This window comes from Mesorhizobium sp. BH1-1-5 (assembly GCF_020165615.1).
GTDB lineage: Bacteria > Pseudomonadota > Alphaproteobacteria > Rhizobiales > Rhizobiaceae > Mesorhizobium.
Genome location: NZ_JAIUIM010000006.1, coordinates 122,802 through 143,198 on the forward strand (window position 1 = coordinate 122,802; position 20,397 = coordinate 143,198).

Here is a 20,397-nt window from a genome sequence, read left to right on the forward strand (position 1 = left end):
TCGCCGATATGCCTGACAAGGGCTGAGGGCAACAACGACCCGGCTTTCGCAATGCGCGGAGCCGGGCGAACAATCGGCATGGGTTGATGGGAATGGACACTGCCGCGCGCCCGATAAAGCTTGCCTGTCGAAATGTCTGGAAAGTCTATGGCCGGCGCCCGGGCTATTACTTCGACTCGCGCGGCTATGTGATCGATCCCGACGCGCTGGCCGAGCGGCTGCGCGCGGAGGCGCATCTGCCGGCCGTGGTCGATGCCAGCTTCGAGGTGGCGACCGGCGAGATCTTCGTCATCATGGGTCTGTCCGGCTCCGGCAAGTCGACCCTGGTGCGCTGCCTGTCGCGTCTGGTCGAGCCGAGCGCCGGCGAGATCCTGCTCGACGGCAGGAACCTGCTCGCCGCCAGCGGCAAGGAGCTCATCGAACTGCGCCGCCACGCCATGGGCATGGTGTTCCAGAATTTCGGCCTGCTGCCGCATCTGAACGTGTTGGGCAACGTCGCCTTCCCGCTGAAGATCCAGGGCAAACCGGCGAAGGAGCGCGAGGCCCGCGCCCGCGAGATGATCGCGCTGGTCGGGCTCGAAGGCCGTGAAGCGTCCTTCCCGCACCAGCTCTCCGGCGGCCAGCAGCAGCGCGTCGGCATTGCCCGTTCGCTCGCTGTGGGGCCGGAGCTGTGGTTCCTCGACGAGCCGTTCTCGGCCCTCGATCCGCTGATCCGCAAGCAGATGCAGGATGAGTTCCTGCGCCTGCAGCGCATGCTGAAGAAGACCATCATCTTCATCACCCACGACATCGCCGAGGCCTTCCGCCTGGCCGATCGGCTGGCGATCATGCGGGCCGGCAAGATCGTCCAGATCGGCCGCCCCGCCGACATCGTCCTCAATCCGGCCGACGAGTATGTCGCGCAGTTCACCGATGATATGCCGCTGCTGCGCGTCATCACGGCCGGCGACATCGCCACGCCGGCCAATGGCGCGGCGCTGCCCGAACAAAGCGTCGCCGCGGACACCAGCCTCGAGGCGCTTATCCCGCAGCTCGCCTCCGGCGTCGGCGCTTTCACCGTTCCCGGTGCCGGCGACAGTCCGCCGGCATTGCTCAGCGCCAGCGCGGTGCTTGCCGTGCTGGAGCGCGAGCAGGCGAGGCGCACCCGCGAATGACCGCGCCGGTCGCGCTCGCACCATCCCCGCAAAGGTTCGCCATCGCGCCGGCCCTTTTTCCCTGGTGCGTGCTGGCCGTGCTGGCGGTGCTTTGCCTGCTCCTGAAAGCCGAGCTTCCCTGGCTGGTCAATTTCCCCAAGGAATGGACGCTGCCGCTGGCCACTTACATCAACGCGGTGACCGACGCGGTGGTCGCCGTCATCCAGCCCGGATTCCGGGCGCTCTCCGCTTTGCTCGATGCGCCGATGCGCGGCGCGCGGCTGGCGCTCGCCTGGCTGCCCTGGCCGGCGGTGATGCTGGCCGTGGTCGCTCTTGCGCTGAAGTCGAGCGGCGAGCGGCTGGCGATCTTCGCGCTCGCCACGCTCGCCTATATCCTGCTTGCCGGCTATTGGCCGCAGAGCATGAACACGCTGGCGCTGGTGCTGCTGGCGGTGCCGATCTCGACCGTGCTCGGCTTCCTGCTTGGCGTTCTCGGCCACGCTCGCCCGCGCTGGCGTCCGGTGCTGCTCGGCGCGCTCGACCTGATGCAGACGGTACCGGCCTTCGCCTATCTCATCCCGCTCCTGCTTCTGTTCGGCTTCGGGCCGGTGGTCGGGCTGATCGCCTCGGCGATCTACGCGACGCCGCCGATGGTGCGCAACACCATGCTCGGATTGGACCGCGTGCCGGCGGCGATCAGCGAGGCCGGCCTGATGAGCGGCTGCACGCGCCGCCAGCAATTCTGGCAGGTCGAGGTGCCGACGGCGCTGCCGCAGCTTCTCGTCGGTTTCAACCAGACGACGATGGCGGCGCTGTCGATGGTGATCGTCGCCGCCATCATCGGCGGTTTCGAGGACATCGGCTGGGAAGTCCTGTCCTCGATGCGCAAGGCCGAGTTCGGCCAGAGCATCCTCTCCGGCCTGGTGATCGCGCTGCTTGCCATCCTCATCGACCGCCTCACCATCGGCTTCGCCAAGGCGCCGGAAACCGGGCCGACGCGCGCCATGCGCTGGATGACGTCGCGCCGCCTGGCCATGACGCTGGCGGTCGCGCTGGCTCTCGCCGTCGTCATCCGGCTCGCAGCCCCCGATGCGACGCTTCTGCCGGAAACCGGGCTGCGCATGCAGATGGGCGCCGTCAACCAGTGGCTGCTGGGGCTGGTGCGCGACTATGCCTGGTTCTTCAACGGCCTGCGCAATTCCGTGCTCTATTGCCTGCTTCTGCCGATGCGCGTCGGCATTTCGGGCTCGGCAACGCCGGCAATGTGGGGCTTCGTCTTGCCGCCGTCGGCACTGGCCGCCTATGTCGTCCTGGTGCTGGCCTTGGCCGTTCTGGTTGTGCGCCGTTCCGGCTGGCGGGCGGCGGTCGCCGTGGTCGCCGCCGGCCTCGTTCTCTACACCGGCTTCCTCGATCTGCCCTGGCTCGTCTTCATCCTTGCCGTCGCCCTGCTTGCCGCCCAGGTGGGCGGGCCGCGGCTCGGCCTCTTCGCGGTAGCGGGCTTCGGGCTGATCCTGGTCAACGGGCTGTGGCCACAGCTGGTGCAGTCGCTCTATCTCTGCACGCTGGCGGTCCTGCTTTGCCTTCTGGTCGGCGGCGCGCTTGGCACATGGGCGGCGCATAGCGACCGCGTCTCGCGCATCCTGAAGCCGATCTGCGACGCGCTGCAGACCATGCCGCAATTCGTCTTCCTCATCCCGGCGCTGATGTTCTTCAAGGTCGGCGAGTTCACGGCGCTGATCGCCATCATGCTCTATGCCATCGTGCCGCCGATCCGCTATGTCGAGCACGGACTGAGGCATGTGCGCGCCGACGTCGTCGAGGCGGTCGAGCAGATGGGCGCGACGCCGATGCAGACCTTGCTGCAGGCCAAGCTGCCGCTCGCTTTGCCGGTCGTCATGCTCGGCCTCAACCAGACCATCATGGCGGCGCTCTCCATGCTGGCCATCGCCGCCCTTGTTGGCACGCGCGATCTCGGCCAGGCGGTCTATGTCGCGCTCGGCAAGGCCGATGCCGGCATGGGCCTCATCGCCGGCCTGTCGATCGCCTTCCTGGCGATCCTTGCCGACCGGTTGATCCAGGCCGCCGTCGCGCGCTCCGCGGTTGCTTCACACTGATCAGACCGGCGCCGGGACGCGGCCGTTGGCAGGTCTGTCATCCTCGGCGGGCATGGCAACCCTGCGGCGCCGGAAAGCCGGCAATGGGGTCAGCGTGAACAGGCCGTAATAGACGATGAAGGATGCCATGAAGTAGGGGCCGAGCATCTCGACCTCGAAGAAGGAGCGGATCAGCATCAGCCCGATCGCGCCGGCAAGCACCACCGAATCGGCGTTCCAGTCGCCGAACACCACTTTCGACACATGGCCGTAGAAAGAGCGCAGGATCACCAGCGCCAGCAAGGTGACGCCGATGAAGCCGATCTCGACCAGCGTCTCGACATAGGTGTTGTGGAAATGGAAGCCGGAGCGCGTCGAGATGTAGAACTCCGCCCACAGCCGCTCCGGATCGGCAAAGCCCTGCACCCAATAGGCGGCATAGCCATAGCCGAGCAGCGGATGCTGCTGCGCCGCCTCCCAGCCCTGCTCCCACAGATAGGTGCGGCCGGTGAGCGTCGAATCCTTGCCGAAGAGGCCGAGCACGACGTCCAGCAGGCCGAGGTTGAGCGCTGCGACCACGCCCGTCACCAGCGCGCCGGCGCCGACGATGAACAGCACCCGGCGATAGCGCAGCGACAAGACCTTGGTCATGGTGAGCAGCATAACGATGCCGATCACCGCCGGCAGCGAGGCCACCGACGTCGCCGAATGGGCGATGGCCAGCATATAGACCGATAAAAGCATGATCGGCGCGGTCCAGACGAAGCCCAGCCAGTTGCGCCGGTAGAAGACCAGGAAGGCAAGGCAGAAGAAGATGCCGAGCGACGAGAAGAAGCCGATCTGGTTCTTGGAGCCGAAGGCGCCGACGAAATTGACCGTGCCGTCGATCGTGTCGAGCGCGTAAGCGCCGACTTTCAGGGAATAGAGCAGAACGAAGAAGATGCCGATCAGCGAGCCCACTACCAGCGTGCGCATGTTGATGGTGCGCGCGGCCACATAGGCGCAGACGATATGCGAGGAATATTGCACCGCGGCGCGCGCGCTGATGCCCGCCGCCTGGGACCAGAACACCGAGAAGCAGACATAGGCCGCAAGCAGTATGGGCAGCCAGGCGCTGGAAAGTCTCCAGGTGAAGCGCCGATAGTCGACGAACAGCAGCGGCAGCCAGACGGCGTAGTAGGCAAGGATAAGGATCTGCCCGAAATTCGGCGAATAGGCGAAGGCGAGCATCGAAACCGCGACGGCGAAGGTGCCGTAGGTTTCGTTGCGATTGGGATCGATCAGGATGGATTTCGGAATCTTCATACCGGATTTTGTCCGTTTAGCCCTTCTCTAAGCCACGGCCCGGGCGCGCTGCATTTGCCGTTGCAGGAAGCGACGTACCGGCTCGTCATAGATGCGCGTGGCGATGTCGGCGATGACGACGACCAGGGCCGCCATCACGATGCCGAACCAGGGATGATGCGCGAACGGATCGATCGAGAAGGCCTTGCCGGCTCCGGCGATGATCATCAGCATCGGCGTGTGAATAATGTAGATCGGGTAGGAAATCCGCCCGAGCCAGCCATAGAAGCCGGACAGAAGCGGCGCGGTCGGCGCCACCGCGCCGGTCATCACCATGACCGGGAAGACGATGACGATCGCGGCAAGGTCGTAGGCAACGCGCGCGCCGCCGGCCGGCGCGATGGCGAAGACGCCAAGCGTGAGCAGGATCGCGCCCTCGACCCATAAGCCGCGCCGCAGAAAGCCGAGGCCATCTTGCCAGCGCGCCATCGATCGGCAGAGCAGCACGCCGAGGAAGAACGAGAAGGTGACGCGCGGCAGCCCGCTGAGGATGGTGCTGCCGGTCATGCCGAAGTCCAGCGTGCCGGCTAAGATCGAGGCGACGATCAGCAGCACGAGGCTGACGGCGACGATCCCCGTCAGGACGCGCCGCGACAAGATGACGAAGACCGCGACATAGGCGATGTTGACGATGAGCTCGAAGAACAGCGACCACGAAGCCGGATTGAGCGGAAAGATCGTGTGATAGGCATCGCTGACCAGCGGGATGAAGAACATGCCGGTGGTCAGCTGCATGCCGATCTCGGACAGCGGCATGTATTCGGCCGGCATCAGCCCGTTCTTGACCAGCAGATAGAAGAAGCCGAGCAGCGTGCCGGCGAGATAGAGCGGATAGAGCCGGATCAGGCGGATGGCCACGAAAGTGCCGAAGCCCATGCCATTCTCGATCTTGCGGTCATAGGCATGCGCGATGACGAAGCCGCTGAGCAGGAAGAAAAGATCGACCGCAAGATAGCTCGACGGCAGCACCTTGGCGTCGGCCAGGAACGGCGAGAAGTGGTACAGCATGACGCTGATCGCCGCCACGCCGCGGATGGCGTCGAGGTTCAGATATACGTGACGCGGGGCTGCGGCCTGCATGTTATGCCTTCAAGCGGTCCAAAACAGATCGCCCGCCCGCGCCTAGAGCATGATGCCGAAAAGTGTGAAGCGGGTTTTCGGATGACATCATGCTCTATCTCTTTGGTTTAGAGCCGGATGATTTCGGGTCATCGACCTGAAATCATATCCGGCTCGACGCGAACGAGCCTGGCTTGTCCCTCCCGCCTGCGTTCCCGGCTCGCTCCGCGCAAGCCTCGGACCGGCGGCGCTACTGGCTGGCCGTCGGCGCCAGCTTCACCTTGATCACGTCGCCCGGCAGCACGGGCGTGTCTTCCTTGGCTTCGACCTCGCTGGTCTTGCCGTCTGCGACCCGCACCAGCGAATAGAGCAGGGTCGGCTCCTGGTCGCCGGTCATGCTGGCCGCCGTCGCCGGGTCCGACGCCTGCGCGATCAGGCCTTTCTGCATGCCCGCCTTCAACGTCGCCTCGTTGAGGTCCGCCTCGGCCTGCTGGCGGTTGGCGGTGAGGGTGGAATTCAGCGAGTTCTTGGCATCGATGGCGTCCTGATCTGCCTTGCTGATCGACTGCTTGGCGGTGAGGATGGCCGTCTCATAGTCGAGGATCTTGCCTTGCAGGTCGGTGACCGACTGCTGCGACGACAGCAGGCGCGCATTGGCAACCAGGCCTTTCTGCGCCAGCGGACCGATGCTCTCGGCCTGCTTCTCGGCCAGGTCGACCTGCTTCTGCTGGTTGGTGATCTTCTTCTGCAGCGATTCGATTTCCGACTGCAGAACACCCTTCAAATCGTCGAGCGCATCGAGCTTCAGCTTCAGCGATTTCTGGTCGGAGACCAAGATCGCCGTTTCGTCGGCAACGATGGTCGCCAGTTTCGGATCGCCCTCGATTTCCTTTGGCACCTCGAAGGTCGTCTTCCCGGCGAGGTCGGCATCGATCCTGGCGCGTTTGACGAGCAGGCGGATGCGCTGGTCGTCATAGATGTCGAAGCTGCCCTTGGCGGTGACCAGGTCCTTGCCGAGCTGGGGGCCGTAATCGGCGTTGCGCCTTATGCCGCCGGCGATGCTGATTGCCTTGAGCACCGTCAGATCGGGCACGAAGGGAAACTGGCCGGGGGTCTGGACTTCGCCCGAAATGTAGAACGGCCGGAACTGCGCCATCTCGACCGAAGCTTCCGGTTTGTCGGGTAGCGCCAGCTTACGCTGCAGGGCAAGCCCGATCGCCGAGGCGACATCGGCCGTCGTCTTGCCGGCGGCTTGCAAGTTGCCGACGAACGGCACCGAGAGCGTCCCGCCCGGGCCGACCGAATACTCGCCATTGATGGCCGACCAGTCGCGGAACGTGCCGTCGACCGTCTGCCATTCGGCGACGCGGATGTTAAGCTTGTCCTGTGGGCCAAGCTGATAATCGTCGGCGGCCGCCAGTTGCGGCATGGTCAGCGACGCCGCAAGCAAAACGCCCGCGAAGCGGGCTGGTGTCCGGGATATGAGACTGCAGGCGAAAGACAGTCCTAAGAGGGCTTTTGTCAAATGAACGTTTCCGATCCGCTTTGGCCCCATCCGCCCGATGAGATCACTGCCGGATGCCTGCCCCGAGTTCGGCGGGGGCAGGCCTAGTTGGTCAGTAGCTGCCGCGCGACATCCACACGGCAGGAACGGTCTTGAAGATGATGCGAATGTCCTGGAACATCGACCAGTTCTCGACATAGTGGCGGTCGAAGGCGACGCGCGTGTCGTAGGACACGTCGTTGCGCCCGCTTACCTGCCACAGCCCGGTGAGGCCGGGACGCGACTTCAGGTAATAGACCGCGGCGCTGCCATAGATCTCCAGCTCGTCGCGCACGACCGGGCGCGGGCCGACAAGGCTCATATCGCCCTGCAGGATGTTGAGGATCTGCGGCAGCTCGTCGAGGCTGAGCTTGCGAAGCACCTGGCCGACGCGGGTGACGCGTGGATCGTTCTTCAGCTTGCGCGTCGCGATCCATTCGGCGTTGGCTTCCGGATTGGCGGCCAGATAGGCGGCGAGCACGCGCTCGCCGTCCGTCACCATGGTGCGGAATTTGAGGCAGGAGAAAATCCTGCCGCCGCGGCCGATGCGCTTGTGGCCATAGAAGATCGGACCATTGTCCGAAAGCTTGACCAGCAGGGCGACCATTAGGAAAAGCGGGCTGAGCAGAACCAGCCCGGACAGGGAACCGACGATATCGAAACTGCGTTTGAGCAGACCGCCGATGGGGGGTGGAAAATCAACGCCGACCTGCGCAAAACCCGCATTAGCCGACTTGGCGACGTCCCTCATGCAGAAGCTCCATACGTTGAACGGATGGTTTACGGCAAGATATCAAAAAAATGCTGCAGCGCAACACACAATTTCCCATCGCATTGAAATGTTCACGTCATGAATTGACTAAATAATAAACCTGCCCTGCCCAAATTTTCACCTTTGTGGCACGTTTATGACAAGATGAGAGAAAACCAGGAAAATGTAGTCCACCTTTTGGGCCATTTTTGGACAGTGCGTTCTTTGCTGCAGAAGAAACGCGGTTGCACACGGCTGGAAGCACTCGCCATGGTAAGTTATTCAGCTAAAATACTAATCAAAGTGACAGGTTTTACTGGAGCGGTAGGCGGCTAATTGAATAGCTGCCGGAGCCAGAGTGTGCGACGCAGCATGGCAGAGTCGATCTCGTAAAATCGTTGGAAACCATACCTGCGCGGCCTTGCTCCGGCAGGCGCGCCTTAATAGAGTCGCAAAATGTTCCTGTCATAGTCTGCATGGGTAAGGAAGGCCGGAAGCAACCGGCCGGATAGGGGCAGCCATATAAAGCTCTTTGGCGCAACGGGGAGTTACGCGGGTGGGTAAGTCGCAGCTTCTGCATGCTCGTCTCGGTTGAGGGGCCGGCGAACATGTCTCTGCCGAAATTCATCATAGGCATGATGTTCGCGCTGGCGATCGTCATCGGCTGGTCCTATTTCGATGGCGCCTCGGCGGGCACCATCCTGCTTCGCGCCGTCGTCTGCGCCGTCATTATCCAGGCCGGCTATTTCCTTCTGGTCTTTGCCATGATCGGCAGAACCACGCCGACATCGGCCGACAAGGCCCGCGAAGCCGACCGCGGCGCAATCCTGAACGAGGTCGCCGAAGGCGAAAAGCTAAGCGCCAGACGCAGCCTCCACTGATCGTTCGGCCGGCGCCGGTATCGACCCGGCTTCGACCGATGGCGCGGTTTCGCGCTCGGCCTGCTCGCCGGAAAGCATCCTGGCCAGGCGGCTGCTGGCCTTCGCTTTCAGCCGCCGATATTGTCCGACCTCGACGATGCGTCCGTTCTCGATCGCCACGACCCAATCGGCGAAGGCGATCATCGATGGCCGGTGCGCGATGGTCAAAATCGTCATTCGGCCGCGCAGCGCCTCGATCGATTGGGCGATCAGCGACTGATTCTGCCAGTCGAGCGCGCTCGTCGCCTCGTCGAGGATGAGCAGCGACGGCTTGCGCAGCAGCGCCCGCGCCAAGGCGATGCGCTGCCGCTCGCCGCCGGAAAGCCGCACACCGCGGTCGCCCACCACCGTATCGAGCCGCAATGCCAGCCGCTCGACGAAATCGGCGGCGTGGGCGTTGCGCAAGGCCGCCCATAGCTCGTCGTCGCTGGCCTCAGGCGCGGCAAGGCGCAGATTGGCGGCGATCGTGTCGTGCAGCAGGAACACGTCCTGCGGCACATAGGCGACCTTGTCGCGCCAGGCCCTGCGATTTTGCGCCGTGATCTCGACGCCATCGGTCAGGATATGTCCCTCGGTGGGTTCGAGCAGGCCAAGCAGCATGTCGGCGATCGTGCTCTTGCCGGAACCGGAGGGGCCGATCAGCGCCGTCACCTTGCCCGCCGGCAGGCCGAAAGTGATGTCGCTGACCACCGGCTTGCCGTCGCCCTCGCCATAGGCGAAGGCCACATCGCGGATGTTGAGACCGGTTTCGAGCGACAGTTTTGCGGCTTGTTCGGCCATGCTCTCCTCCGGCTCGCGCTCGGCGTCGAAGCGGGCCTGGAGGTTTTGCATCGAAGCGTAGGCCGGCAGGTTGATCAGCACCTGCTGGGTCTGAAGCTGCATATCCATGAAGCGCGGCGCGACCCGCATGAAGACCAGCAGCAGCACGACGATCTCGGCCAGCGACAGGTGGAAGCGGACCAGCGCGATATAGATGAAGAGGCTGAGCCCGATCACGCTCGTAACCTGGAACAGCGCGGTGCCGAGCGAGCTGTTGCGGACAAAGGCGATGTTGTCGGCCTTCATCCTCTCCAGCGTCGCGCCGAGCTCGGAAAAGTAGCTTGCCTCGACATTCAGGCTCTTGGCGACCTTGATGCCGCCGAGGAACTCGGAGACCGTGCGGTACTGGTCCTGGCGATTGCCGGTCAGCGTGCGGCCGTAGGCGCTGGCGCGCGCCCTGAACGGCTGCAGCGCGACCAGCAGCACCAGCCCGATGAGGATGGCGAAGGATGTCATCGCCGGCGAGATGAACAGCGAGACCACGAGATAGCCGGCCAGGAGCAACGTCGCCTGGGTCAGCATCAGCAGCGAGAAGGCCGCCACCTGCACGCGGTCGACGTCGCCGTTGAGGGCATGGTCGAGATCGGAGCCGCGGATGCGGGTGAAAACGCCCCAACGCGCCTTGCCGACGCTCTCGAACAGGTTCATGCGCACGCGGTTGACGAAGTCGTAGAGCAGCCGCGCCATGTAGACCGATTTGAAGCGGTTGAAAATCGCCTGCAGCGCCACCAGCGCGACGAGCAGTGAGAGCACGGTGGCGAGCGACAGCGTCCCGCCGGGCACCAGCCAATGCAAGGCCTCCGGCACTCGCACCGCGTAATCCTGCTCGGCCTTGCCGATCAGGCGCAACAGCGGCACGAGCAGCAGGATCGACATGCCTTCGGTGAGACTCCCCAGCATCAGGAAGGCAAGCGCCGTCGCCGTGCGCCGTCCGCCGACATGCGCCATCATGGCGCCGAAACCGGCGACGTCCCGGAAAAGCGACAGGCGAAATTTCGAGGACCAGCCCATGCCTTGGCTCACCCTGTCCCGGACGCCAGGTCGGTTTCGATCGCGGCGACCGCTTCGTCGATCCGGGTGAGTCCGGTCGGCACTTCGAGGCGGCTGACGCCGACCCGCCCGGCGACCTGTGCGCATTGGCTGAGATGCGCGGCGGCAAGATCGCCGGGCAGCGCCTGCCGGCCGAACCGCGTGACATAGGAGAATTTGATGATCGCCGGCAGCGCGGCGGCGCCGGTTAGCGGCGAGATCGCCGCCCGCCCGCCGCGCTCGAGCACATAGATGCGCGATACCGGCACCGCCTCGCCGGCAAATCCGTCGCGCAGCCGGTGCTGCGCCTTGTCGATTTGCGGATGCACCTGCGGACGCACCTCCGCCTGATCGAGGCGAATGGCGCCGGCCGCGTCCGCGGCGAGCTTGAGCTGCGGAAATCCAGGCAGGATCATCGGCCGGTTCGGATCGGACAGATCCAGCGCCACGACATCGTCGGTGAGCAGCCGATGGCCGGCGCGGATCATCGCGCCCGCCGTCGTCGACTTGCCGGCACCCTTGTCGCCCATGAAGATCACGCTCTCGCCGCTGACGGCAATGGCGCTGGCATGCAGGACGAGCAGCCCGCGCTGGTGAAGAGCGAGCGCCATCACCGGCCCGAGCAGCGGAAAGGCAAGCAGCGGGTCGTCGATCCCCGGCGCGGGATCGACATCGATACGCCTGCCGTCGCTGATCATGAAGGTGCCGACGGCCTGCCATAAAAGATATTGGCGCGTCGGCTCGAACCGGAAGGCCGTCGCGCCCTGCGATGCGCCGTCGGGGAAGTCGACCGGCCCGACAGCAATCTCCAGGTCGGGTGTCGCCGTCGCCGCCGGTTCCAGTTCCGGCAGCGCCACGTCCGAGCTGACGATCAGCCCGTAGGCCTTGTAGAAATGGCGGACGCGTCCGGCTGGCGCCGTCGTCTCGGTGGCGGGGTCGGGCCGCGCAAGGGAAGCGATCGGGAGGTTCATGCGGGGCTTCCCTGGACTTGCCGCAGCCACAACGACAGCGATACCGAGCGCCAGACATGCTGGACGTCGGGCAGCGTCGCCTGCTCGGGCTGGCGCAGCAGGCGCTCATAGACCGCGTTCACTTCAGGCAAGTTGACATAGGGCGCGATCCGCTCGCTGTCCGATATCAGCAGCCTGTCCAGAAGCTCGCGGTGGTTGCCGAGCATGCCCTTGACCAGGTTGGCGGTGAAATCGATCTTGTCGCGCCGCCATTGCACGGCCGGTGGCAGGACGCCGTGCATGGCCCGGCGCAGCACATGGCGGCCAAAACCGTCCTTGAGCTTTTCCTCGCCGGGCAGCGCCAGGCAGAATTCGACGAGCGGCTTGTCCCAGAACGGATAGCGGGGCTCGACGCCGGAATTGGCGGCGGCCTTGTCGAGCACTTCGAAGGCGTGCGGTACCAGCCCGGTCGACAGCAGCCAGCGATGCGTCAACGCTTCGCTGGCGGTGACGGCTGTCGGCATGTAACCGCTGCGATGGAAACGCTCGGCAAGATCGGTGCGCCTGGCAAGCTCCGGGTTGACCAGGCCTGTCCAGGCGGCGCGCGCGGCTGGCGCCGGCCTGCGCCGCACCTTGCCGACGACGCGTCTGGCCATCGACCGCATCCGCGCGATCCGCCAGGCCGGCCCGTAGATGGTCAGGAACTTGAAATAGAGGGAGAGCATGCCCTCGCCATAGGTGTTGGCCGCGCTGTGCAATTCGCGCCACAGCTCGAGCCACCTGCCGGCATTGGCGAGCTCATGAAGGTGTCCATGGCCCTGCGAGACGACCTCGTCGCCGCCATGCCCGTCGAGAAGCACTTTGACGCCCTTGGCGCCCGCCGTGCGGTAAAGGTCGCGCGTCAAGGACAGGCCTGGCGCCAGGAACGTGCCTTCCTGCTCCTCCAGGATGCGCTCGAATTCGGCGAAGGGCGCGTAATTGCCGACGGCAATCAGCGTGGCGTCGAGTGGATTGTCGTCGAGCACCGCATCGATGAACGGCTTCTCGTCCATCGACGAGCCCTTGTCGAAGACCAGCGAGAAGGTCTTGAGCTTCGGGTTGCGCTGCGCCGCCGCGCGAAGACCCGCGACGCAAGCGATCGAGGAGGAATCGAGCCCGCCGCTCAGCATGGCGCCGACGGCCGGCGTGCCGCGCATCCGGTTCTCTACCGATTGCGCGAAGAGATGCCTGAATTCCTCGGCCGCGTCCGAGCGCGGCGGCCGCTGGGACGGCTCGATCTGCCAGTAGCGCCGCAGCACCACCTGACGGTTCGCGACCGTCATGCTGTGCCGCGCCGGCAAGCGGAAGATCTCGGCATAGGGCGTGGCCTGCGGATCGTCCGGCAAGCCGGCGAGGAAACCGGAGATCTGGTGCTCGCTGAGGCGCCTGCCGACACCGTCCAGCGCCAGGATCGGCCCGATCTCCGAAGCGAAGGCAAAGCGCCTGCCGGTCGAATGATAGTAGAAAGGTTTGACGCCGAAATGGTCGCGCGCGCAAAACAGCGCCTGGCGCTCGCCGTCCCATATCGCAAAGGCGAAATCGCCCTGCAGATAGGTCGGGCAGGCTTCGCCCCATTTGAGATAGGCGCGCATGATCAGCACCGCGTCGGCGATCGACCGGTCGCGCAGGCCGAGCCGCGCCAGAAGCTCGTCGCGATTGTCCAGCCGGCAGTCCGCGGTGATGGCGAGCTTGCCGCCGGCCATGGTCAGCGGGCCGGGGCCGTCCTCGCCGGTCGTGTCGAGCCAGGCGTGGCCGAGCGCCACGCTCCCCTCCGTCCACCATGAGCTGCCGTCGCGGGCGCGGTGGCGCATGCGCGAAAGCATCTGCTGGATATCGGCGGCCGCGGCGGGCCGGCCATTGTCGCTGAGCAGGATTCCGGCGACGCCGCTCATCGCTCACGACCCATGGTCGACCAGATGGGCAAACCCGTTGATTGAGCCGCCAAGCACGATATGGCTGCCGCTCATCAGCCAGGCATGCGCCTTGAGCTCGCTGCCCGTTCCCTTCTCGATGCCGATGCTGATCTTCGAGGCGTTGCCCTGGCGGGCGAGCAGATATTGTCCGGCCAGCGCCTGGGTGAGGCAGCTGGCGCCCGGCACGAGCCGCGCCGCGGCGGCGACGCCCCATGCGACACGCCGCAGGTCGGCGATGCTGGCGTCGCGTCTGGCGTCCAGCCGCGTCACCAGGCTGCGGACATGGCTATAGGAGGACAGCGTCAGCGCAAGCCGTACCGCGCTCACCACTGCCAGGCAGCGTGCCAGAAACAGCATCTCCTGGCCGCTCAGCGAGCGGAGCCTAGACCAGTTCTTCACTGTGGAGCCTCGCAAGCCCTGCTTCGCTCAGCCCCTTGAGCAATCCCTCGACATCGGCCTTGCAGCGCTCGGCATCGACATTGTAGCGCGCGAACACCGCGCTGCGGATATCGAGGATCGATCGCGGCTCCTGGATCTGCTCCCAGATGAAGGCGCCGACGCCGTTCAGGCTGTAATAGACATTGGATTTGAGGTGGAGCAGCGCCAGCCCGGCGCCGAATTCACAAGCCACCGCCTCGTTGGTCGCGACCACGCGGTCATGGTCCGAAGGGTTCCAGTTCATCCTAAAACCTCGTTGCTGGCCCGCCGCGCCCTCAGACCTTGCCGTGGATCGGTTGCCGACGATCCTTGACAGGAAGCCGGGGGACAGAAGCCCCCCGGCTCACCTGTTGGAAGAGCATCCGGAGCCCCAACTTAGACACCCGGATGTCTGCAAGCTTAAGAGAAAGTCAGCTCGCCGACCGGCGTGTGCGCGGGAAAGCTCGCGTCAAGCGCCGTCGTGCCAGCACCGCCCTGCGTGATCGTTTCGATAGAACCGTGAACCGTCAGGCTGGGGGTCTCGTACTCATGCTTTTCAACATTCTGTTCCATTTTACTCTCCAATTAAGGACTGGAAGCGGCCGCAGAACGCCGCCAGCATATTGCTATGCTGCAGCGCGATTGCTGCACGGCACCATTCATGAGTCAAGCCTGATTTACCAAGCATTAATCAATTCTCGGTTGCGCTCGCCTTCGTTGGTGATCAAGCCGTGAGGCCCATTATCGTAAACCTCGACCGCTCTCGGATTCAACCGCAAGTCTTTGCCGTTTAAATAAGCATTTGATTTATTTGTGGTAATTTTCGGATCGCGAAAGCCATTTCGCATATGCGAAGAAATTGCCGCAAAAAATCGCCACTTTTTGGCACCGGCCGGATATCTCCTTCGTTGTCTTCAAAAGTGATTGAAGGTGCGACGATTCTAACGCTTGGGTTGCAGAGATGAAGCGGCCCGAGCAGGCCCCTGGGCGGGTCGCGATAATTTTCCCGGTGCTTTTCTTCGCAGTTGCGGTATAAGCGCCTCGGGCGGCATTTTGCGGAGAACGACATCGGGCATGGCGATGCAGGATGGCTCCTATGAAAGGCTGCGCGCCGCCAGCTGCGCCGACGAAGTCGCCTATGTTCAGGCCTGCCTGAGGCTGTTTTTCGCGCCAGGCGTCGGCATCATGGGCGGCCGGGTCGACACGCCCGCGCCGACGATCTCGTCGGCCCCGACAATCCTGCCAGCCCCAACGATCTCGGCCGCCAACGTCGCCGACATCGCCAGGCTGAACAAAGTCGCCGTGTTTCTTCTCAAGGCGCTCAAGCGTGCGCCCGTCGGTGCCGCGCCTGCGGAATTGTCTGGATGGCTCGATGGCTACCGTCGGCGCACCATGTCGATGAATGCCGCTTGCATCGGCGATTCGATGGCCATCGATCGCGTGCTGCGCGAGAGCCGGGTCGATTTCGTCTTCGTCAAGGGGCCGCTGCAGCAGCATCTGCTCTATGGCGACCATTTCATGAAGCCATCCGGTGATGTCGACATACTGGTTTCGCCGACCGGTTTCGCCAAGGCCCGGGATGCGTTGCGCACGATCGGCTATGAGGTTGCCGGCAAGTCGCGCTCGGTCTGGTGGGTGCGCTTCCTCGGCGAGCAGCATATGGTTCGCGAAGATGGCGCGAGGGTCTCGACGGTCGACCTCCACCACCGGCTGCAGCAGCCGGGTTCGCCCAGTCCTCGCGATACCGACGGCTTCCTGCGCCGCAGGCGCGAAGTCGAGGTAGCCGGCGCCGCCATGCCGGTGATCGCGGCCGCCGACACCTTGCTGTTGTCCTCGATCAGCGTCGCCAAGGCCTTTTTCAACCGCGAGCCCTGCGCCGGCTATGTCTGCGACGTCAGGGCCAGCGCCAGCCGCCTGAGCGAAGCCGAGCAGCAGATGGTGCTTGACCATGCCGCCCGGCAGGGCCTGGCGGACACGCTGCTCCTCGGCCTGCGCGCGGCCGACGTGCTGCTCGGCGCCGCCGGCACGCTGCTTTCGGATCGCGCCACCCGCGTCCTGGCCCGCATCGGCAATGCCGATCTCTTCCATATGGTGATCGCGCCCTGGCTGGCGTCCCTGCGCTGGCCGCAGCGACGCCATGTGCTTTGGGAGCTCTGCGGCCGCGAGCCGGTCCGTTACCTGGCCGAAGCCGGCTGGGCGGCCTCCGCCGACCTCAGCCGGCGCATCTTCGAGCGCCCGGCCCATATCGAGCCGGCGCGGAGCGAAATGATCAAAATCGCGGGCGGGGCTGCCACTCATGCAAGCGAAAGGTGAGCCCATGCCCATGACGACGCCTGTGACGAGCCCGGGGGTCTGCGTCATCATCGCCGCCCGCAATGCGGCGCGCACGATTCCCGCCGCCATCGCTTCGGCGCTGCGCGAGGCGGAAGTCGCCGAGGTCGTCGTGGTCGACGACGCCTCCACCGACGACACCCGCGATGTGGCTTTGGCCGCCGACGACGGCAGCGGCCGGCTGGCCGTCATCCGCTTCGACGTCAATCGCGGTCCGTCCGCCGCGCGCAACGCCGCCATCCAGGCCTCCAGATCGCCCTTCATCAGCATTCTCGACGCCGACGATTTCTTCCTCGAAGGCCGCTTCCGCAGGCTTTTCGCCAGCGCCGACTGGGATTTCGCCGCCGACAACATCATGCTGATCCGCGACGATGCCGCGACCGACCTTGCCAAGGTCGCCGCGCCGTCTTTCGCGGCCGATCCGGAATTTCTAGATTTCGAGCGCTTCATCGACGGCAACATCTCGCGCCGCCGCGTCCTGCGCGGCGAGCTCGGTTTCCTGAAGCCGGTGATCAGCCGGGCTTTTCTCGAACGGCACGGGCTGGGCTACGACGAGAATCTCAGGCTTGGCGAGGATTACGAACTCTACGCGCGCGCCGTCGCCCGCGGGGCGCGCTTCAAGATCATCAAGTCCTGCGGCTATGGCGCGATCGTGCGCGCCGATTCGCTGAGCGGTCGCCACAGGACGCTGGATCTGAAGCGTCTTGCCGATGCGGACCTGGCGCTGCTGGCGCTCGACAACCTGCCGGAGCGCTCGAAGGCCGCGTTGCGTCGCCACGAGCGCCATGTCCGCGACAAATACCGGTTGCGCAATTTCCTCGACGTGAAAGCCGAGCATGGGCTGGCGTCGGCCGCGGCTTACGCCTTCGCCAGCCAGTCGAATCTGATCCCGATCGTGCGCGGCGTCGCCACCGACAAACTCGACGCGCTGTTCCGTCGCACCGGTATTGCTGCAAAGCAACAAATACCGCCGACGCGCTTCCTGATGGCGGCAACGAGCGCCGCAAACGAGTGATCCCGCATCGCGCCGGAAGCCGTCGCCCCTCAAAAAATCCGCATTTGCAAAACTATGATGTTGCCTAGTCGCTGCGGTAATGGCAGTCTATGTTGCAATGCAGCAATTTCGAAAGGCCGATAGCATGGCTTCGATTTTTGGCTTCAGATCCCGGGATCCGGCTCGCGACCGGCAGACCGATCTCCAGCGTTTCGACCGGCTGGCGAAGCTGTTCGACCAGATTGCGGCCGAGATCGAGGCGGAGAAGACCGGGCTGGAGAATCGTTACAGGTCGACGGCCGCCAACGCGGCCTTTCTGGTCGAGGCGATGGAGAATGGTTCGGCGTCGACCAGCAAGGGCTCGGATGTCAGCGCGATGACGAATTCGATCCTGAATTGCGAGCGGCGCATTGCAGACCTCGTTCGCCAGAAAGGCCTGGTGAAGGAACTGCGTCATTCCCTTGACGCGATCGTCGAGGATGGTTCCGACCGGTCTGCTGCGCAGGCGACGGCAAGAGGCTGATGGCGCCTGCGGGCGCCGTCATCGGTCCGAGGCACTGAAGCAATTCCAGGAAAAGTGTGAGCGGTTTTCCGTCCGGAATTGCGTAAAAACAAGGAACAGAGCGGAGTTCAAAGGCGGAGGATCGGAAGGGCTCGCTCAGGCGGGCCAAGGATGACTTTGGGTTGGGGCGGAACAACACAAGGTGAGTTTGTTATGAACGCAGATCCAGACAACACCTCCACCGTGGCGGCTTGCGCGATATCGCATGCGCCAGGGAGCGGATTAACCAACCTTCGGCTCGGCGTGGTCGGCGCCCTGCTTGCGATCGCGGCGAGCCTGCATCCGGCGCACGCGCAAGAGGCGCAGCAAGAGCTGCAAAGCGCGCCGTCCTTCGTCGACAATTTCTCGAATTTCAACCAGTCCCGCTGGTTCGTCTCGGACGGCTGGACTAATGGCGCCCATCAGAACTGCACCTGGTCGAAGGATCTGGTTCGGCTTTCCGACGGCGTGCTGTCGCTGGGCTTCGAAAAGCGCAAGCTGAAGGACCGCGATTTCGCCTGCGCCGAGATCCAGACCAAGCAGCGCTACGGCTACGGCGTCTATGAGGCGCGGATGAAGACCGGCACCGGCTCGGGCCTCAACGCCGCCTTCTTCTCCTATATCGGCCCGCAGGACAAACAGCCCTGGGACGAGATCGACTTCGAGGTCCTCACCAAGGATCCGTCGAAGGTGCAGGTCAACAGCTACATCCAGGGCAAGCCGAAGAACGGCAAGCTGGTCGACGTCGAAGGCGGCGCCGACAAGGGCTTCAACGACTACGGCTTCGTCTGGGAGAAGGACCGCCTGCGCTGGTATGTCAACGGCAAGCTCGTCCATGAGGTGACCAACCCCGACGAGCTGCCCACCCATTCGCAGAAAATCTTCTTCAGCCTCTGGGGCAGCGACAAGCTGACCAACTGGATGGGCGCCTTCACCGATCCCGGCAGCAAGGTGACCATGGAGGTCAAGCGCGTCGCTTTCACCGCCTTGGGTCAGCCATGCCAGTTTCCGGAATCGCTGGCATGCAGCATAAGTAATTCCAACTAGGCATGATCCCCAAAAGTGGGAACCGGTTTTGGGGTAAGATCATGCCGAACCAGCTAGGCCGTCGGGCCTGGGGGACATCTGAACCGGCCGGACCGCTTTTGCGGCCCGGCCTTTGACAGGAATAGAACCAAATGAATTTGACGGTGTTTGGGATTGGCTATGTCGGTCTCGTCCAGGCCGCAGTGCTTGCCGAGGTCGGCCACGAGGTGGTTTGCGTCGATATCGACGAGAAGAAGGTGGAGCGGCTCAACCAGGGCCTGATCCCGATTTTCGAACCCGGCTTGGAAGCCCTCGTCAAGGAAAACCACGCGGCCGGCCGCATCCGCTTCACCACCGACGCGGCAGCGGCGGTCCGGCATGGCCAGATCCAGATGATCGCGGTCGGCACGCCGCCGGGCGAGGATGGCTCGGCCGACCTGAAATATGTGCTGGCCGTCGCCGAGACCATCGGCCGTGAGATGGACAGCGCCAAGATCGTCGTCGGCAAGTCGACCGTGCCGGTCGGCACGTGCGAGAAGGTGAAGGCCAGGATCGCCGAAACGCTGAAGAAGCGCGGCCGCGAGGATCTCGCCTTCGATGTCGCCTCCAATCCCGAATTCCTCAAGGAGGGCTCGGCGGTCGCCGATTGCATGAAGCCGGACCGCATCATCGTCGGCACCTTCAGCGAGGACACCGAGATGGTGATGCGCGAGCTCTACGCGCCGTTCAACCGCAACCACGAGAAGATGATCGTGATGGATGTGCGCAGCGCCGAATTCACCAAATACGCCGCCAACTGCATGCTGGCGACCAAGATCAGCTTCATGAACGAGATGGCCAATCTCGCCGAGCAGCTCGGCGCCGACATCGAGGAGGTGCGCAAGGGCATCGGCTCGGATCCGCGCATCGGCTACCACTTCATCTATCCCGGCCTGGGCTATGGCGGCTCCTGTTTTCCGAAGGACGTGCGCGCGCTGATCAAGACCGCCGAGGGTGTCAAGTTCGATGCCAAGCTGCTGCGCGCCGTCGAGGAGCGCAACAATGCGCAAAAGTCGGTCCTGTTCGACAAGGTCAACCACTATTTCAAGGGTGCGCTCAGGGGCAAGACGTTCGCCGTCTGGGGACTCGCCTTCAAGCCCAACACCGACGACATGCGCGAGGCGCCGTCGCGCACGCTGATGGAAGCGCTGTGGGCGGCCGGCGCCAAGGTGCAGGCCTATGACCCGGAGGCGATGCAGGAATGCCAGGCGATCTACGGCCTGCGCGACGACCTGCTCTTGTGCGGCACCAAGGAGGCGGCGCTGCGCGGCGCCGACGCGCTGTTGATCTGCACCGAATGGAAGAGCTTCCGCGCGCCGTCCTTCGACGCGCTCAAGGACGCGCTGACGACGGCGGTCATCTTCGACGGCCGCAACCTCTACGATCCGAAGGTGATCGCGCGCTACGGCATCGAATATTTCTCGATCGGCAGGATGGCGGCATGACGATGGCCGCA

At 64.3% G+C, this 20,397-nt stretch carries 18 protein-coding genes; 8 read left to right on the forward strand and 10 right to left on the reverse strand.

What is annotated here, in order from left to right:
• Positions 1-92 precede the first annotated feature (92 nt).
• Both LB572_RS10130 and LB572_RS10135 read left to right on the forward strand, forming a co-directional pair.
• A complete protein-coding gene (locus LB572_RS10130) occupies positions 93-1,154 on the forward strand; it encodes a quaternary amine ABC transporter ATP-binding protein (RefSeq protein ID WP_224667628.1) in 1,062 nt (353 codons plus the stop codon).
• Positions 1,151-3,247 (forward strand): ABC transporter permease, encoded by a 2,097-nt coding sequence (locus tag LB572_RS10135; protein WP_224667629.1) that lies wholly within the window; start codon positions 1,151-1,153, stop codon positions 3,245-3,247. The genes LB572_RS10130 and LB572_RS10135 overlap by 4 nt, the downstream gene beginning before the upstream one ends.
• On the opposite strand, the gene LB572_RS10140 is transcribed toward LB572_RS10135, so the two are convergent.
• The 4 genes from LB572_RS10140 to LB572_RS10155 all read right to left on the reverse strand — a co-directional run bounded on the left by LB572_RS10140 (position 3,248) and on the right by LB572_RS10155 (position 7,923).
• Entirely contained in the window at positions 3,248-4,531 is a 1,284-nt protein-coding gene (locus LB572_RS10140) for an O-antigen ligase family protein (RefSeq protein WP_140801984.1), read from the reverse strand. It lies immediately after the preceding gene.
• A gap of 27 nt (positions 4,532-4,558) precedes the next feature.
• Positions 4,559-5,650 carry an acyltransferase family protein gene (locus tag LB572_RS10145; protein ID WP_224667630.1) on the reverse strand — a complete coding sequence of 364 codons (1,092 nt, stop codon included), beginning with the start codon at positions 5,648-5,650 and terminating at the stop codon, positions 4,559-4,561.
• A gap of 229 nt (positions 5,651-5,879) precedes the next feature.
• Positions 5,880-7,058: a polysaccharide biosynthesis/export family protein gene (locus tag LB572_RS10150; RefSeq protein WP_224667631.1), complete on the reverse strand. Its 1,179-nt coding sequence runs from the start codon at positions 7,056-7,058 to the stop codon at positions 5,880-5,882.
• 187 nt (positions 7,059-7,245) lie between these two features.
• Positions 7,246-7,923 (reverse strand): sugar transferase, encoded by a 678-nt coding sequence (locus LB572_RS10155; protein ID WP_041001197.1) that lies wholly within the window; start codon positions 7,921-7,923, stop codon positions 7,246-7,248.
• Positions 7,924-8,531: 608 nt separating this feature from the next.
• Between LB572_RS10155 and LB572_RS10160 the strand changes: the two genes are divergently transcribed.
• Positions 8,532-8,804 (forward strand): exopolysaccharide production repressor exox, encoded by a 273-nt coding sequence (locus LB572_RS10160; RefSeq protein WP_224667632.1) that lies wholly within the window; start codon positions 8,532-8,534, stop codon positions 8,802-8,804.
• On the opposite strand, the gene LB572_RS10165 is transcribed toward LB572_RS10160, so the two are convergent.
• The 6 genes from LB572_RS10165 to LB572_RS10190 form a co-directional block, all read right to left on the reverse strand.
• Complete coding sequence (locus tag LB572_RS10165) at positions 8,778-10,673, reverse strand: ABC transporter ATP-binding protein (protein WP_224667633.1); 1,896 nt, start codon at positions 10,671-10,673, stop codon at positions 8,778-8,780. The two genes, LB572_RS10160 and LB572_RS10165, sit on opposite strands and share 27 nt — an antisense overlap.
• Before the next feature lie 8 nt (positions 10,674-10,681).
• On the reverse strand, positions 10,682-11,662 hold the full coding sequence (locus LB572_RS10170) for a serine kinase (protein WP_224667634.1): 981 nt from the start codon (positions 11,660-11,662) through the stop codon (positions 10,682-10,684).
• Positions 11,659-13,572, reverse strand: coding sequence for a lasso peptide isopeptide bond-forming cyclase (locus LB572_RS10175; protein ID WP_140801990.1), 1,914 nt, complete (start codon positions 13,570-13,572; stop codon positions 11,659-11,661). The genes LB572_RS10170 and LB572_RS10175 overlap by 4 nt, the downstream gene beginning before the upstream one ends.
• Positions 13,573-13,575: 3 nt before the next feature.
• Positions 13,576-13,992, reverse strand: coding sequence for a lasso peptide biosynthesis B2 protein (locus tag LB572_RS10180; RefSeq protein WP_224667635.1), 417 nt, complete (start codon positions 13,990-13,992; stop codon positions 13,576-13,578).
• A complete protein-coding gene (locus LB572_RS10185; RefSeq protein ID WP_140801991.1) occupies positions 13,976-14,275 on the reverse strand; it encodes a PqqD family protein in 300 nt (99 codons plus the stop codon). The genes LB572_RS10180 and LB572_RS10185 overlap by 17 nt, the downstream gene beginning before the upstream one ends.
• A gap of 155 nt (positions 14,276-14,430) precedes the next feature.
• On the reverse strand, positions 14,431-14,583 hold the full coding sequence (locus LB572_RS10190) for a lasso RiPP family leader peptide-containing protein (protein ID WP_095769314.1): 153 nt from the start codon (positions 14,581-14,583) through the stop codon (positions 14,431-14,433).
• A 501-nt stretch (positions 14,584-15,084) separates the two neighbouring features.
• Here LB572_RS10190 and LB572_RS10195 point away from each other — a divergent pair.
• The 5 genes from LB572_RS10195 (at position 15,085) to LB572_RS10215 (ending at position 20,386) form a co-directional block, all read left to right on the forward strand.
• Positions 15,085-16,323, forward strand: a complete 1,239-nt coding sequence (locus tag LB572_RS10195; protein ID WP_140801992.1) for a nucleotidyltransferase family protein — start codon at positions 15,085-15,087, stop codon at positions 16,321-16,323.
• A gap of 10 nt (positions 16,324-16,333) precedes the next feature.
• Positions 16,334-17,356, forward strand: coding sequence for a glycosyltransferase family 2 protein (locus LB572_RS10200; RefSeq protein ID WP_140801993.1), 1,023 nt, complete (start codon positions 16,334-16,336; stop codon positions 17,354-17,356).
• Positions 17,357-17,480: 124 nt separating this feature from the next.
• A complete protein-coding gene (locus LB572_RS10205; RefSeq protein ID WP_140801994.1) occupies positions 17,481-17,858 on the forward strand; it encodes a hypothetical protein in 378 nt (125 codons plus the stop codon).
• Between the two features lie 192 nt (positions 17,859-18,050).
• Positions 18,051-18,923, forward strand: coding sequence for a glycoside hydrolase family 16 protein (locus tag LB572_RS10210; protein ID WP_224667636.1), 873 nt, complete (start codon positions 18,051-18,053; stop codon positions 18,921-18,923).
• A gap of 131 nt (positions 18,924-19,054) precedes the next feature.
• Positions 19,055-20,386: a UDP-glucose dehydrogenase family protein gene (locus LB572_RS10215; protein ID WP_140801996.1), complete on the forward strand. Its 1,332-nt coding sequence runs from the start codon at positions 19,055-19,057 to the stop codon at positions 20,384-20,386.
• Positions 20,387-20,397 lie beyond the last annotated feature (11 nt).